The sequence below is a fragment of the Pseudomonas sp. ACM7 genome, assembly GCF_004136015.1.
GTDB lineage: Bacteria > Pseudomonadota > Gammaproteobacteria > Pseudomonadales > Pseudomonadaceae > Aquipseudomonas > Aquipseudomonas frigoris.
Map to the genome: position 1 here is coordinate 463,443 of NZ_CP024866.1, position 14,161 is coordinate 477,603.

Consider the following 14,161-nt stretch of genomic DNA (forward strand, 5'->3'; position numbering starts at 1 on the left):
CAAATCTAATGTGTGTGCGGGCTTGCTCGCGAAAGCGATCAGTCAGCCAGCATCAATGTTGAATGTAAGTCCGCTTTCGCGAGCAAGCCCGCTCCCACATTTGAACAGTGTTCGTCCATAACAATAGGTCAATCCCATGTCCCTACCCACTCACGTACGCCTGGTCGAAGTCGGCCCACGCGACGGTCTGCAAAACGAAGCCCAACCCATCAGCGTTGCGGACAAGGTGCAACTGGTCGACGCGCTGACCGCCGCCGGTCTCGGCTATATAGAAGTCGGCAGTTTTGTTTCGCCCAAATGGGTACCGCAAATGGCCGGTTCCGCCGACGTCTTCGCGCAGATCCAGCGTAAGCCTGGCGTGACTTATGGTGCACTCGCCCCCAACCTGCGCGGGTTTGAAGACGCCATTGCAGCCGGGGTCAAGGAAGTCGCGGTGTTCGCCGCCGCGTCGGAATCGTTTTCCCAGCGCAATATCAATTGCTCGATCAGCGAAAGCCTGGAGCGTTTCGTGCCGATCATGGACGCCGCCAGGCAACACGGGGTCAGCGTGCGCGGTTACGTGTCCTGTGTGCTGGGCTGCCCTTACGAAGGAAACGTCGCGCCGGAACAAGTCGCTCGAGTCGCTCGCGAGCTCTATGCGATGGGCTGCTATGAAGTTTCCCTGGGCGACACCATCGGCACCGGCACCGCTGGCGTGACCCGCAAGATGTTCGAGGTGGTGTCGGCCGACGTACCCCGTGAAAAACTGGCCGGGCACTTCCACGACACTTATGGCCAGGCCATGGCCAACATCTACGCCAGCCTGCTGGAAGGCATCTCGGTGTTCGACAGCTCCATCGCCGGCCTCGGTGGCTGCCCATACGCCAAGGGCGCCAGCGGTAACGTCGCCACCGAAGACGTGGTTTACCTGCTCAATGGCCTGGGTATCGAGACCGGTATCGACCTGGACGCCTTGATTCTGGCCGGTCAGCAGATTTGCACGGTGCTGGGGCGACCGACCGGTTCGCGCGTGGCCAAGGCTCGTAGCGCACAGTGAGTGCGCGGATGTGTCCGGGTGTTACCGCTGCGTCTGAAACGTGGGGCGCAAGCGAGTAACACGGAAACAAATTGTCGGGTTTTGACTGAACGAAAAATCCGACAAAAACTTAAGGCATTGATTTTAAAGGCTTTTTAAAAGTTGGCACGGCTTCTGCTATCTCTACTGCATAACAAGAACAAAAAAAGCGGCAAACCTAATAAAAATAAGACGTAACGACTCTGACATAACAAAAACAACACGGCAGAGACGCAGCTAACAGATTTTTTTGGAGAGGATGTGCTTTTCAGGGTGCTTTTCGGAGTAACCCGCAACCGGGCAGAGAACAATAAAACTACCTTCAGGTAGCTACCGAATTGGTTGGATCGCTTAGCGAAAAAGTAGATCAGCGCTCAAAAAAATACGTTTGCTCTTGATCCCGGATGGGGATCGACAAAAACAGCGGTAAAGGGCCACGGTTTCCAAAAACAACAAAAGACCGCCCCTCAATAATAAAAAAAGAGCACGCGCAACGACAAAATTAAAGGGGAGCTTCGGCTCCCCTTTGTGCTTTCTGGCGTTTGACTTTCCCCCTCTCCAAATGTGGGAGCGGGCTTGCTCGCGAAAGCGGTGTGTCAGTCAACATTTTCGTCGGCTGATACACCGCTTTCGCGAGCAAGCCCGCTCCCACAGGGGATTGTGGTCAGCCTTTGATATCGCGCAATTCCTCGATGCTGATCTCGCGCATCCGAAACTTCTGAATCTTCCCCGTCACCGTCATCGGAAACTCTTCGACGAACTTGAAGTAACGCGGTGTCTTGAAGTGCGCGATGCGCTCCTTGCACCAGGCTTGCAGCTCCTGCTCGGTGGCGCTGTGGCCCGGATGGAACTTGATCCACGCGACAATCTCTTCGCCATACCGCGAGCACGGAATCCCGATCACTTGCACATCCGCGACTGCCGGATGGGTGAAGAAGAACTCTTCCAACTCCCGCGGGTAAATATTCTCACCGCCGCGGATGATCATGTCCTTGTTACGTCCGGCAATGCATACGTAGCCTTCGTCGTTCATGCTCGCCAGATCACCGGTGTGCATCCAGCCAGCCTGGTCGATGGCTTCCGCGGTGCCTTGCGGGTTGTTCCAGTAACCGAGCATCACGCTGTAGCCGCGGGTGCACAGCTCACCGATAGTGCCGCGCGGCACCAGGTTGCCCGCCTCGTCGATGATCTTGCTTTCCAGTTGTGGCTGGGTGCGACCGACGGTGGTGACGCGCAATTCCAGTTCGTCTGACGGACCGGTCTGCAATGACACCGGACTTGTTTCCGTCATGCCGTAGGCAATCTGCACTTCGCTCATGTGCATCTCACTGATGACCCGACGCATCACTTCGATCGGACAGGTCGCCCCGGCCATGATCCCGGTGCGCAGGCTCGACAGATTAAATTCAGCGCGCTTGGGCTGATCGAGCATGGCGATGAACATGGTCGGTACGCCGTAAAGCGCGGTGGCCTTTTCTTCGGCGACGGTGGTCAATGTCAGCAGTGGATCGAACGCATCGTTGGGGTAAATCATGGTGCTGCCGTGGGTCATGCAACCGAGGTTGCCCATGACCATGCCGAAGCAGTGGTACAGCGGCACCGGGATGACCAGACGATCACTCGCGGTCAGGCCGAGGCTTTCGCCGACCATGTAACCGTTATTGAGAATGTTGTAGTGACTGAGGGTCGCGCCCTTCGGGAAACCAGTGGTGCCGGAGGTGTACTGGATGTTCACCGCCTGGTCGAAATGCAGGCTGTGCTGACGTTCGCTCAATTGCTCTGCCGACACGCTCCCCGCGAGATCGGTCAATTGCGACCACGGCAGGAAACCCGATGGCGGCTGAGCATCAAGGCTGATGACACCGCGCAGTTCCGGCAGTCGTTCACTCTGCAATTTTCCGATGGAGTGCTCAGCCAACTCGGGAACGAGGCCTTGCAGCATCCCGTGATAGTCGGAGGTCTTGAAGGCGCCTGCGCAGACCAGCCATTGGCAACCGGATTGCTTCAACACATATTCGAGTTCGGAGCTGCGGTAGGCCGGATTGATGTTGACCAGAATCACGCCAATTTTCGCGCTGGCGAACTGACTGATACACCATTGGGCGCAGTTCGGTGCCCAGATACCCAGGCGATCACCGGTCTGCAAACCCAGCGCCAACAGCGCTCTGGCATGCAGGTCCACGGCTTCGGCCAATTGCTGCCAAGTGTAGCGCAACTGTTGATGGCGCACGACCAGCGCCTCCCCGCTCGGATACTGCGCGACGGTGTTATCGAACGCCTGGCCGATGGTCATCGCCAGCAAGGCTTTGTCCTGGGAACCACGGGTGTAACTGCGCTGCGGGCTTGCACTGGGTTGATCCATGACGACCCCTATTGTCTTTATTTATGGGTTGCCGACGGTCACCTGTGGGAGCGGGCTTGCTCGCGAAGGCGTCGTGTCAGTTGACATTAACTTTGACTGACACACCGCTTTCGCGAGCAAGCCCGCTCCCACAGGGTTGGTCCGCGTTCTATCTTGAACTGGCTCTACTCTCGCTCAAGTTGACGTTAACGTAAAGGGTGATTGACAGCCATTCGTCACAGGCTTACGTTAACGTAAAGGTGAGAGCCACATCACTGCCCTCCCTACCCTACAAAAAAGCCAAAAGGTGACCCATGAGCTACCCATCCCTGAACTTTGCCCTCGGTGAAACCATCGACATGCTGCGCGATCAGGTTCAGTCCTTCGTCGCCAAAGAGATCGCACCACGCGCCGCTCAAATCGACATCGACAACCTGTTCCCCGCCGACCTGTGGCGCAAATTCGGCGACATGGGCCTGCTGGGCGTGACCGTCCCGGAAGAATACGGCGGCGCTGGCTTGGGTTACCTGGCCCACGTGGTGATCATGGAAGAAATCAGCCGTGGTTCGGCGTCCGTCGCCCTGTCCTACGGCGCGCACTCCAACCTTTGCGTCAACCAGATCAACCGCAACGGCAATCACGAACAGAAAACCAAATATCTGCCGAAGCTGATCAGCGGCGAACACATCGGCGCCCTGGCCATGAGCGAACCGAATGCCGGTTCTGACGTGGTGTCGATGAAACTGCGCGCCGACAAGCGCGGCGATCACTACGTCCTGAACGGCAGCAAGACTTGGATCACCAACGGTCCGGACGCCAACACCTACGTGATCTACGCCAAGACCGACCTGGAAAAAGGCCCTCACGGCATCACCGCGTTCATCGTAGAGCGTGATTCCAAAGGCTTCAGCCGCAGCAACAAATTCGACAAGCTCGGCATGCGCGGTTCCAACACCTGCGAGCTGTTCTTCGACGACGTCGAAGTACCGGAAGAAAACATCCTCGGCGTGCTCAACGGTGGCGTGAAAGTGCTGATGAGCGGCCTCGATTACGAACGCGTTGTCCTGTCCGGCGGCCCGACCGGGATCATGCAGGCCTGCATGGACTTGATCGTGCCGTACATCCACGACCGCAAGCAGTTCGGCCAAAGCATCGGCGAATTCCAGCTGATCCAGGGCAAAGTCGCCGACATGTACACCCAACTCAACGCCAGCCGCGCCTACCTGTATGCAGTAGCCCAGGCCTGCGAACGCGGAGAAACCACCCGCAAGGATGCCGCAGGCGTGATCCTCTACAGCGCCGAACGCGCCACGCAAATGGCCCTCGACGCGATCCAGATTCTCGGTGGCAATGGCTACATCAACGAATTCCCGGCCGGTCGTCTGCTGCGTGACGCCAAGCTGTACGAAATCGGTGCCGGCACCAGTGAGATCCGTCGCATGCTGATCGGTCGCGAACTGTTCAACGAAACCCGCTAAACGGAGCTGTCCATGGCTATCCTGCATACCCAGCTCAACCCCCGTTCGGCGGAGTTCGCGGCCAACAGCGCGGCGATGCTCAAACAGGTCGACGACCTGCACACCCTGCTCGCTAAAGTGCAGCAAGGTGGCGGCCCGAAGGCGCAAGAGCGCCACACCTCGCGGGGCAAACTGCTGCCTCGTGAACGGATCAATCGCCTGCTCGATCCGGGTTCGCCGTTTCTCGAAATCGGCCAATTGGCGGCCTACGAGGTTTATGGCGAAGACGTTCCGGCCGCTGGCGTGATTGCCGGGATCGGCCGTGTGGAAGGCGTCGAATGCATGATCGTCGCCAACGACGCCACCGTAAAAGGTGGCTCGTATTACCCGCTGACCGTGAAAAAACACCTGCGCGCCCAAACCATCGCCCAGCAGAACCGTTTGCCGTGCATCTATCTGGTGGACTCCGGCGGCGCCAACTTGCCGCGTCAGGATGAAGTGTTCCCGGACCGCGAGCATTTCGGGCGGATCTTCTTCAACCAGGCCAGCATGAGCGCTATGGGCATCCCGCAGATTGCGGTGGTCATGGGCTCCTGCACCGCCGGTGGCGCGTACGTGCCGGCCATGGCCGACGAAGCAATCATGGTGCGCGAGCAAGCGACGATTTTCCTCGCCGGCCCGCCGCTGGTAAAAGCCGCGACCGGTGAAGTGGTCAGCGCCGAAGACCTTGGCGGGGCCGATGTGCACTGCAAGATTTCCGGGGTGGCCGACCACTACGCCGAGAGCGATGAACACGCCTTGGCCATTGCGCGACGCAGCATCGCCAACCTCAACTGGCGCAAGCTCGGCGAAGTGCAACAGCGCACGCCCATCGCCCCGCTGTACAACAGCGACGAGCTCTACGGCGTGGTGTCGGCGGATGCCAAGCAGCCGTTCGACGTGCGCGAAGTGATCGCGCGGTTGGTGGACGGTTCGGTGTTCGACGAATTCAAAGCACTGTTCGGGACGACCCTGGTGTGCGGCTTTGCCCACTTGCACGGTTACCCGATCGCGATCCTCGCCAACAACGGCATTCTGTTCGCCGAAGCCGCGCAGAAAGGCGCGCACTTCATCGAACTGGCCTGCCAGCGCGGCATTCCACTGCTGTTCCTGCAAAACATCACCGGTTTCATGGTCGGCCAGAAATACGAGGCCGGCGGCATCGCCAAGCACGGCGCCAAACTGGTGACCGCCGTGGCGTGCGCCAAGGTGCCGAAATTCACTGTAATCATCGGCGGCAGTTTCGGTGCCGGTAACTACGGCATGTGTGGGCGAGCTTACGATCCACGCTTCCTGTGGATGTGGCCGAACGCACGCATCGGCGTGATGGGCGCCGAGCAGGCCGCGGGTGTTTTGGTGCAGGTGAAACGCGAGCAGGCCGAACGCAGTGGCCACGGTTTCAGTGCCGAGCAGGAAGCCGAGATCAAGCAACCGATCCTCGACCAGTATGAAGAACAGGGTCATCCCTACTACTCCAGCGCCCGTTTGTGGGACGACGGCGTCATCGACCCGGCGCAAACCCGCGATGTATTGGCCCTGGCGTTGTCGGCTTCGCTGAACGCGCAAATAGAACCGAGCCGCTTCGGCGTGTTCCGGATGTGATTTTATGTGGGAGCGGGCTTGCTCGCGAAGGATTCACCGCGGTCTATCTGATGCACCGCGTTATCGTTCTTCGCGAGCAAGCCCGCTCCCACATGAGTTGTGGAGACGGACAAATATGAGCGACTTCAACACCCTCGAACTGCTGACCGACCCGCGTGGTTTCGCGACCCTGTGGCTCAGCCGTGAAGAAAAGAACAACGCGTTCAACGCCGAAATGATCCGCGAACTGATCCTCGCGCTGGACAAAGTGTCGAGCGACACCAGCCTGCGGTTTCTGCTGGTGCGCGGACGCGGCAAGCATTTCAGCGCCGGCGCGGATCTGGCCTGGATGCAGCAATCGGCCGAACTCGATTACCACACCAACCTCGACGACGCCCGGGAACTGGCGGAGTTGATGTACAACCTCGCCAAGCTGAAAGTCCCGACGCTGGCGGTGGTGCAAGGCGCTGCATTCGGTGGTGCGCTGGGCCTGATCAGTTGCTGCGACATGGCCATCGGCGCCGATGACGCGCAGTTCTGCCTGTCGGAAGTGCGCATCGGCCTGGCCCCGGCGGTGATCAGTCCGTTCGTAGTGCAAGCCATCGGCGAACGCGCGGCACGTCGCTATGCGCTGACTGCCGAGCGTTTCGGCGGACAACGAGCGCGGGAAATCGGCTTGTTGTCGGAGAGTTATCCAATCGCTGAGCTGGAGCAAAAAGTCGAACAGTGGATCGACAACCTGCTGCTCAACAGCCCGGCCGCCATGCGCGCCAGCAAGGAATTGCTGCGCGAAGTCGGCCACGGCGCACTGACCCCGGCACTACGCCGCTACACCGAAAACGCCATCGCCCGCATCCGCGTCAGCCTCGAAGGTCAGGAAGGCCTGCGGGCCTTTCTGCAAAAACGTCCGCCGAGCTGGCAAGCCGAAACCACCACCAAGGAGCCGCGTTGATGAGCGCACCTGTTCTCACCACCCTGCTGGTGGCCAACCGCGGCGAAATCGCTTGCCGGGTGATGCGCACCGCCAAAGCCCTGGGCCTGACCACCGTGGCCGTTCATAGCGCCACTGACCGTGAAGCCCGACACAGCCGCGAAGCGGATATCCGCGTCGACCTCGGTGGCAGCAAAGCCGCCGACAGTTATCTGCAAATCGACAAACTGATCGCCGCCGCCAAAGCCAGTGGCGCTCAGGCGATTCATCCGGGTTATGGCTTTCTTTCCGAGAACGCCGGGTTCGCCCGCGCGATCGAAGAAGCCGGCCTGATTTTCCTCGGCCCGCCCGCCTCGGCCATCGACGCTATGGGCAGCAAATCCGCCGCCAAAGCCTTGATGGAAACCGCCGGCGTGCCGCTGGTGCCCGGCTATCACGGTGAGGCTCAGGACCTCGACACCTTCCGCGACGCCTGCGAACGCATCGGTTATCCGGTGCTGCTCAAGGCCACCGCGGGGGGCGGCGGCAAAGGCATGAAAGTGGTCGAGGATGTCAGCCAGTTGGCCGAAGCCCTGGCCTCGGCCCAGCGTGAAGCGAAATCCTCGTTCGGCGATTCGCGGATGCTGGTGGAGAAGTACCTGCTCAAACCGCGCCACGTGGAAATCCAGGTCTTCGCCGACCAGCATGGCAACTGCCTGTACCTCAACGAACGTGATTGCTCGATCCAGCGTCGGCACCAAAAAGTCGTTGAAGAAGCACCCGCTCCAGGCTTGAGCCCGGAACTGCGTCGCGCCATGGGTGAGGCCGCCGTGCGATCGGCACAGGCCATCGGTTATGTCGGCGCCGGTACCGTGGAGTTTCTGCTGGATTCGCGGGGTGAGTTCTTCTTTATGGAGATGAACACGCGCCTGCAGGTCGAGCACCCGGTCACCGAAGCCATCACCGGCCTCGATCTGGTGGCCTGGCAGATTCGTGTGGCCCGTGGCGAAGCGCTGCCGATGACCCAAGCCGAGGTTCCGCTGATCGGCCATGCCATCGAAGTGCGGTTGTATGCCGAAGACCCGGGCAATGATTTCCTGCCGGCGACCGGTCGACTGGAGCTGTATCGTGAATCCGCGCAAGGTCCGGGACGGCGGGTGGACAGTGGTGTCGAAGAAGGCGACGAGATTTCGCCATTCTACGACCCGATGCTCGGCAAACTGATTGCCTGGGGCGAGGATCGTGAACAGGCGCGACTGCGGCTGCTGAGCATGCTCGATGAGTTCGCCATTGGCGGGCTCAAGACCAACATCAACTTCCTGCGCCGGATCGTCGGCCATCCGGCGTTTGCTGCGGCCGAACTGGATACCGGGTTCATTCCGCGTTATCAGGAAGAACTGCTGCCAGTCGCCTCGGACCTCAGTGACGAATTCTGGCAAGCCGCCGCCCAGGCGTTTGCCCAAAGCCAGCCGAGTTCTCCACGAGCCGATGACCCGGTTTCGCCTTGGGCCAACAGCAATGGTTTCCGTGCCGGACTGCCGATAGAAATCACACTGCACTTGAGTTGTGAAGGCCAGGATCGCGCGCTGACGTTGGGCGCCGCTGATGCCCACACCGCTCAACTCAAGGGCGAGCAACTGCTGACCGAGCACAACGGCCTGCGCCGCCAGCATCGGGCAATCCGCCGAGGCGACGTTCTGTATCTGCAATGGGAAGGTGAATTGCGCCGCATCGAGTCCTACGACCCGATCAGCGCCGTCGAGGCCAGTCACAGCCATCACGGCGGGCTGACCGCCCCCATGAATGGCAGCATCGTGCGGGTATTGGTGGAAGCCGGGCAAACGGTCGAAGCCGGGGCGCAGTTGGTGGTGCTGGAGGCGATGAAGATGGAGCACAGCATTCGTGCACCACACGCCGGGGTGATCAAGGCGCTGTATTGCCAGGAAGGCGAGATGGTCAGCGAAGGCAGTGCGTTGGTCGAGTTTGAAGAAGCATGAAATGAAGATCGGTCCTACGTCTTGCGAGGACCGATCTGATTAGAACCTGGCTGTCGCCTGAACCACCACGCCGATAATTCGGCACTCTTCGGTGTAAAGGGCTTTCGGATACGTCGGATTGAGCGGGACCAAGTAACGCTGCCCGCCCTCTTCTATCAGTTTGCGAAAGGTCGCCTCGGCGCTGTCCGGCCATTGGGCGATCACCAGCTTTCCGGGTTCCGGCACGATGGCCGGGTCCACCAGGATCATCATGCCCTCGGCAATGCTGATACCCGTGGGCGCGGTCATCGCATCGCCCACCACACTCAGCCAGAAGGCCGGGCCCTGGGCGTGGTAGTCGGTCAGCTCGAAGCGTTCCTCTTTGCGATACACCGTCAGCTCACCATCGCGCAGCTGCGCCGGCTCCTTCCAGTCACTGACCGGGTAGCGGAAGTACGGGTTGTACTTCAGCGCCAGAGGCATCTCCTCCTCTTCCAAGATGAGTGGTTCGCGGATCACCAGCGCCACTTCGAGAAAATCCATGCCCAGCGCCTTCAACACACGGTTCATGTTGACGACGCCGGGGTCGCGGCGTTTGTTTAGCCAGTGGCCGACGCCGCCCTGGGACATCCCGAGGCGATCTGCGAGTTCTTCTTGAGTGACTTTGAGTTCACTCATCTTGGCCTTGACCAATTCAATCCATTTATCCATGTGCGGCACCATACGTGGGCGCCTCCGGCCATCAAAACACAAATTGTAGTATTTAATCTCTCGTCATAAATACAGTACGTACTAGGATTGGTTCACGGATCTGAATCTATCACGGAGCTTGCCATCGCCATGTCCATCCCCTGCAACGACCTGCCTGACATGCAAATCGACACTTCCCTCACCTCGCCAAAAGGCTCTGCCGCCGCGCAACGAGCGCTGGACTATTACTTGAAACCAGCTGTTTCAGAGGAAGTGGTCGAAGAACGTTTCTTTGACGTAAACCGCAACATCAGCTGCGAAGAGGCGCTGGTCCATGCCACGGATTTGCTACGTTGTGCCGCCGCCATCGCGTACGAGTCAGCCAGCAATTTGCAGGGCGCAAGTCGGGACCTGGCGTTTTCGGCGGTGCACATGATCGACATGGCCAAGGCGATGGTGGATCGATCCCTGGAGGGCGATCAGAACGGGTGAGACACGGGTGCTGACGAGGAGGACGGGAAAGAATTTTCCAATCGTGCAGGTAAAAACATTTGACTTGCAAACGAGAATGATTATTATTGCATGCAGCTGGTCGCGAGATCAGTCGATTGTCCAAGTGACCTTAGGTCGGTCTCCTGGACTATCTCCTCATCAGGCTAATCACGGTTTTTGACCCGGCTTTTTGCCGGGTCTTTTTTTGCCAGTTATTCTGGCTTTACCTTCAGGCTAATGAAGTCTTTAGGTGCTGCAAATTCGAATGGCGCGGAGGATATCAAAAGAATATCCGTTGGCAAGAGAAGCCCAGCATCATTGGCCAAAACTGATCAAAAAATAGCGCTTGAGAATCAATCGTACAGTCTCTAAGCTGCGTCGGCGTCAAGGAGGACGCCCCCCGCTTCAGCGCAGAATTTCCCCCGGTTTTTCCCTTCCCAGCGTGTAAAGTAGCAGCCATAAAATCATATTCAGGAATCGACTATGACCGTGGCTAAATCCTCTTTCGACATCAGTGCCAACTTCGACAGTGGCAACATTGAAGTGCTGGACATCAGCAATCCGTTGCAAGCTCTGCTGGCCATCAAGCCAGACACCCGCAGCCAGCACTTTCAATGGTTCCACTTCAAGGCCAGCGGTCTGCATGTCGGTCAGGAACACTGGTTTCGTCTGAACAATGCCAGCAAGTCCTCCTACAACAAAGCCTGGGATGGTTATCAGGCGGTGGCGTCCTATGACCACGTCAACTGGTTCCGGGTGCCGACCATTTTCGAAGGTGACTGCCTGCGCTTCAGCCTTGAAGCCACCGCCACCCACGCCTGGTTTGCTTACTTCGAACCCTACAGCCGCGGTCGCCATGACTGGTTGATCGAGCAAGCGCTGACCAAGGCCGGCACCGAACTGCTGGCCACCGGCAAGAGTGTCGAAGGTCGGGATATCCAGCTGCTGCGTAAAGGCACGGGTGCCGAAGGTCAACGCAAGGTCTGGATCATCGCCCAGCAACATCCCGGTGAACACATGGCCGAATGGTTCATGGAAGGCGTGATCGAACGTCTCGAAAAACACGACGATCCGCTATTGAACAAACTGCTGACCAGCGCCGATCTGTATTTGGTGCCGAACATGAACCCGGACGGCGCTTTCCATGGTCACCTGCGCACCAACGCCATGGGCCAGGACCTGAACCGCGCCTGGCAGAGCGCCAGCCAGGAAATCAGCCCGGAAGTGCTGTTCGTTCAGCAGCAGATGGAAAAGTACGGCGTGGACCTGTTCCTCGACATCCATGGCGATGAAGAAATCCCCTACGTGTTCACCGCCGGCTGCGAAGGCAACCCGGGTTACACGCCACGGATCGAAAAACTCGAAGAGCACTTCCGCAGTCATCTGAAGCACCTGACCAAGGACTTCCAGACCAAGCATGGCTACACCCGCGACGAACCGGGCAAAGCCAACATGACCCTGGCGTGCAACAGCGTCGGCGAGAAATTCGACTGCCTGTCGCTGACCCTCGAAATGCCCTTCAAGGACAACAACGATGCGCCGAATGCGCTGACCGGCTGGTCTGGCAAACGCTCGAAACAATTGGGCAAGGATGTGCTGACCACCGTTGCTGACATGGTCGATACCTTGCGCTGAATGATCAGAATCAAAAGATCGCAGGCTTCGCCAGCTCCTACGCCGATCGTGTGAACCGCACGAATCTTTGTAGGAGCTGCCGCAGGCTGCGATCTTTTAGCCGCGATCCTTGCCCCGCAACATGCTGTCCAGCACGTCATCGCGGCGCACCCAACCGTGAAACAACGCCGCCGCCAAATGCAGCAGCACCGTCAGGAACAACAAATACGCCAGATACCCGTGAGCCTTGCGCAGGATCGCAAACACCTGCGCATTCGCCGGTACGATCGATGGCAACTGCAACGAGCTGCTGAGCATCACCGGGTCGCCGGCCGCCGAAATCATCGCCCAGCCCAGCAGCGGCAGGATCAGCATCAACGCGTACAACAAGACATGCGAAGCCTTGGCCGCCAGCGCTTGCCAACCCGGCAGATCCGCCGGCAGCGGTGGCTGTTGAGTGGAAAAGCGCACGGCCAGGCGCACGATCACCAACAGCAGAATCGCGACGCCCAAAGGTTTGTGCAGATGAATAAGCCACTGATGACGCTCGGACACCGAAGCGGCCATGCCCGCGCCGATAAACAGCATGGCAATGATCATCAGCGCCATCAGCCAGTGCAGCAATCGCGCTAAAGGCGCGAAGTGGTTCGCTTGAGCGCTCATTGACGAGACTCCTGTTTATTCGCAGAGGGCAACTGGCTGACTTCGCTGGTACGACGCAAGTAGGAAGTGGCGTACCCCGCTGAACGAGCGGCGAGCAATGGGTCGTCGGAACCTTCTATGCCGGCGGGCAGTACCAGCGGGTCATAGTTGATGTCACGGCATTCGCCATTGAGTTGCGGCTGGGTGCTTTCGAGCACCAGGGTGCCGGCGTTCAACACTTTGCGACCCTCGGGCCAGGCCTTGCTGGCGTCATTGACCGGATCACCGGGGTTGGCCAGGGTGATATTCAGCTGCCAACGCAGCGGCCCTGCGGAAATGCGCTGTACCAAGTCCTTTTCCAGGAAATCACCACCCTCAGGCGCCGTAGCACCCGCGGCATCCTGAGCGACTGGCACCATGCTCCAGCGCACCGCCTGCCGTTGTCCTGCAGCGTTCACCAGGTAAAACGCATTGACGCTGTTGTAGGTTTCCGTCACGTAACTGGCCGACGGCTTGGCGGTTTTGATCCAGGCCAGGAACGGTGCAGCTTCCGGATGCGAGCCGAAGAACGCCGGCACCGCAGTGGGGTTCGGCTTGCCGGTGGCCGGGTCCGGTGACTGAGCTTGTTGCAATTGGTAGAACGCTTCGGGCGTGCCCACCGGGAACACCGGCATGCTGTTCATCCCGGTGCGCCATTGCTGGCCGTTGGCCTGGGTGAATCGCAAGGCCAGACTGCGGATCGGCACGCTGTTGTCTGGCCCATAAGGATTACCGGCCGGCAATGCGAAACGCCCGACCACCGGGGTCCGCGCTACATTGAACACCTGAGCGCTGGAATAGCTGCGCGCCTCACCGCTGCTCTCGAAGTGCCCGATCACGCATACACCTTTGGAGTGGTTACGCCGGAAGCCCGGGTGCACGCCGTTGTTGGTCTCCAGCACATTGATCAGTTTTTTCGGCGTCAGACGCTGTGGGTCAAAGGTGCCGTTGACGTAGGCAAAAGCCCCGGCCACTGCGGCAACCACCACAGCGATACCCGCCAGACGTAATGTCACGCTCGCGGCACTCAAGGGTGGCCGGGTTGGCGGTGATGAGCGATCTACCATGAAAGACTCCAGGGCCATCGGCCACAAGTGAGAAGGATCAAGCAGACGAACCCCACGGCGGTTTATTCCATCGCGCGGTGTTTATTTTTTCAGGCGTGGAATAACCTCGAATGCCGGGCGTCTTCCTGGTGTCCGGTCTCACAAATACGTTCCTTTTTGGCGAGTGGCTGTTGTTGCCAGACAAGGCGCCGCGACGAGTCATAGCCCGCTATGGCGAGGAGCGGCAACGCAGTATGGCGACAACAGACGCCGCCAAAAA

At 59.2% G+C, this 14,161-nt stretch carries 11 protein-coding genes; 7 read left to right on the top strand and 4 right to left on the bottom strand.

Translation table 11 applies throughout. The features are described 5' to 3' along the window. Nucleotides 1-136: 136 nt before the first annotated feature. A complete protein-coding gene (locus CUN63_RS02330; protein ID WP_129436995.1) occupies nt 137-1,036 on the top strand; it encodes a hydroxymethylglutaryl-CoA lyase in 900 nt (299 codons plus the stop codon). Between the two features lie 682 nt (nt 1,037-1,718). Here CUN63_RS02330 and CUN63_RS02335 read toward each other — a convergent pair. Beyond that, a complete protein-coding gene (locus CUN63_RS02335; protein ID WP_129436996.1) occupies nt 1,719-3,416 on the bottom strand; it encodes an AMP-binding protein in 1,698 nt (565 codons plus the stop codon). Nucleotides 3,417-3,709: 293 nt separating this feature from the next. On the opposite strand from CUN63_RS02335, the gene CUN63_RS02345 reads away from it, so the two are divergent. The 4 genes from CUN63_RS02345 (at nt 3,710) to CUN63_RS02360 (ending at nt 9,379) form a co-directional block, all read left to right on the top strand. Continuing rightward, a complete protein-coding gene (locus CUN63_RS02345) occupies nt 3,710-4,873 on the top strand; it encodes an isovaleryl-CoA dehydrogenase (protein ID WP_129436997.1) in 1,164 nt (387 codons plus the stop codon). A 12-nt stretch (nt 4,874-4,885) separates the two neighbouring features. After that, nucleotides 4,886-6,493 (top strand): carboxyl transferase domain-containing protein, encoded by a 1,608-nt coding sequence (locus tag CUN63_RS02350; protein ID WP_129436998.1) that lies wholly within the window; start codon nt 4,886-4,888, stop codon nt 6,491-6,493. A 115-nt stretch (nt 6,494-6,608) separates the two neighbouring features. Continuing rightward, the gene (locus CUN63_RS02355) at nt 6,609-7,424 is read left to right on the top strand and encodes a gamma-carboxygeranoyl-CoA hydratase (RefSeq protein WP_129436999.1); all 816 of its coding nucleotides are present in this window, start codon (nt 6,609-6,611) and stop codon (nt 7,422-7,424) included. Then, entirely contained in the window at nt 7,424-9,379 is a 1,956-nt protein-coding gene (locus CUN63_RS02360; RefSeq protein ID WP_129437000.1) for an acetyl/propionyl/methylcrotonyl-CoA carboxylase subunit alpha, read from the top strand. Before CUN63_RS02355 ends, CUN63_RS02360 begins: the two co-directional genes overlap by 1 nt. A gap of 39 nt (nt 9,380-9,418) precedes the next feature. Here the strand turns inward: CUN63_RS02360 and CUN63_RS02365 are convergent, their stop codons facing one another. After that, entirely contained in the window at nt 9,419-10,069 is a 651-nt protein-coding gene (locus CUN63_RS02365; RefSeq protein ID WP_129437001.1) for a LexA family transcriptional regulator, read from the bottom strand. Nucleotides 10,070-10,198: 129 nt separating this feature from the next. On the opposite strand from CUN63_RS02365, the gene CUN63_RS02370 reads away from it, so the two are divergent. Further along, the gene (locus CUN63_RS02370; RefSeq protein ID WP_123366193.1) at nt 10,199-10,540 is read left to right on the top strand and encodes a DUF6124 family protein; all 342 of its coding nucleotides are present in this window, start codon (nt 10,199-10,201) and stop codon (nt 10,538-10,540) included. 483 nt (nt 10,541-11,023) lie between these two features. Beyond that, the gene (locus tag CUN63_RS02375) at nt 11,024-12,175 is read left to right on the top strand and encodes a M14-type cytosolic carboxypeptidase (protein ID WP_129437002.1); all 1,152 of its coding nucleotides are present in this window, start codon (nt 11,024-11,026) and stop codon (nt 12,173-12,175) included. Between the two features lie 96 nt (nt 12,176-12,271). Here CUN63_RS02375 and CUN63_RS02380 read toward each other — a convergent pair whose 3' ends face one another. Together CUN63_RS02380 and CUN63_RS02385 are read right to left on the bottom strand one after the other, a co-directional pair. After that, complete coding sequence (locus CUN63_RS02380; RefSeq protein WP_129437003.1) at nt 12,272-12,817, bottom strand: cytochrome b; 546 nt, start codon at nt 12,815-12,817, stop codon at nt 12,272-12,274. Then, entirely contained in the window at nt 12,814-13,902 is a 1,089-nt protein-coding gene (locus tag CUN63_RS02385; RefSeq protein WP_129437004.1) for a catalase family peroxidase, read from the bottom strand. The genes CUN63_RS02380 and CUN63_RS02385 overlap by 4 nt, the downstream gene beginning before the upstream one ends. Nucleotides 13,903-14,161 lie beyond the last annotated feature (259 nt).

Bases quoted from the DNA above. Each gene is read 5' to 3' on its own strand.
- CUN63_RS02330 (WP_129436995.1), top strand. From the start codon at position 137: ATGTCCCTACCCACTCACGTACGCCTGGTCGAAGTCGGCCCACGCGAC.
- CUN63_RS02335 (WP_129436996.1), bottom strand. From the start codon at position 3,416: ATGGATCAACCCAGTGCAAGCCCGCAGCGCAGTTACACCCGTGGTTCC.
- CUN63_RS02345 (WP_129436997.1), top strand. From the start codon at position 3,710: ATGAGCTACCCATCCCTGAACTTTGCCCTCGGTGAAACCATCGACATG.
- CUN63_RS02350 (WP_129436998.1), top strand. From the start codon at position 4,886: ATGGCTATCCTGCATACCCAGCTCAACCCCCGTTCGGCGGAGTTCGCG.
- CUN63_RS02355 (WP_129436999.1), top strand. From the start codon at position 6,609: ATGAGCGACTTCAACACCCTCGAACTGCTGACCGACCCGCGTGGTTTC.
- CUN63_RS02360 (WP_129437000.1), top strand. From the start codon at position 7,424: ATGAGCGCACCTGTTCTCACCACCCTGCTGGTGGCCAACCGCGGCGAA.
- CUN63_RS02365 (WP_129437001.1), bottom strand. From the start codon at position 10,069: ATGGATAAATGGATTGAATTGGTCAAGGCCAAGATGAGTGAACTCAAA.
- CUN63_RS02370 (WP_123366193.1), top strand. From the start codon at position 10,199: ATGTCCATCCCCTGCAACGACCTGCCTGACATGCAAATCGACACTTCC.
- CUN63_RS02375 (WP_129437002.1), top strand. From the start codon at position 11,024: ATGACCGTGGCTAAATCCTCTTTCGACATCAGTGCCAACTTCGACAGT.
- CUN63_RS02380 (WP_129437003.1), bottom strand. From the start codon at position 12,817: ATGAGCGCTCAAGCGAACCACTTCGCGCCTTTAGCGCGATTGCTGCAC.
- CUN63_RS02385 (WP_129437004.1), bottom strand. From the start codon at position 13,902: ATGGTAGATCGCTCATCACCGCCAACCCGGCCACCCTTGAGTGCCGCG.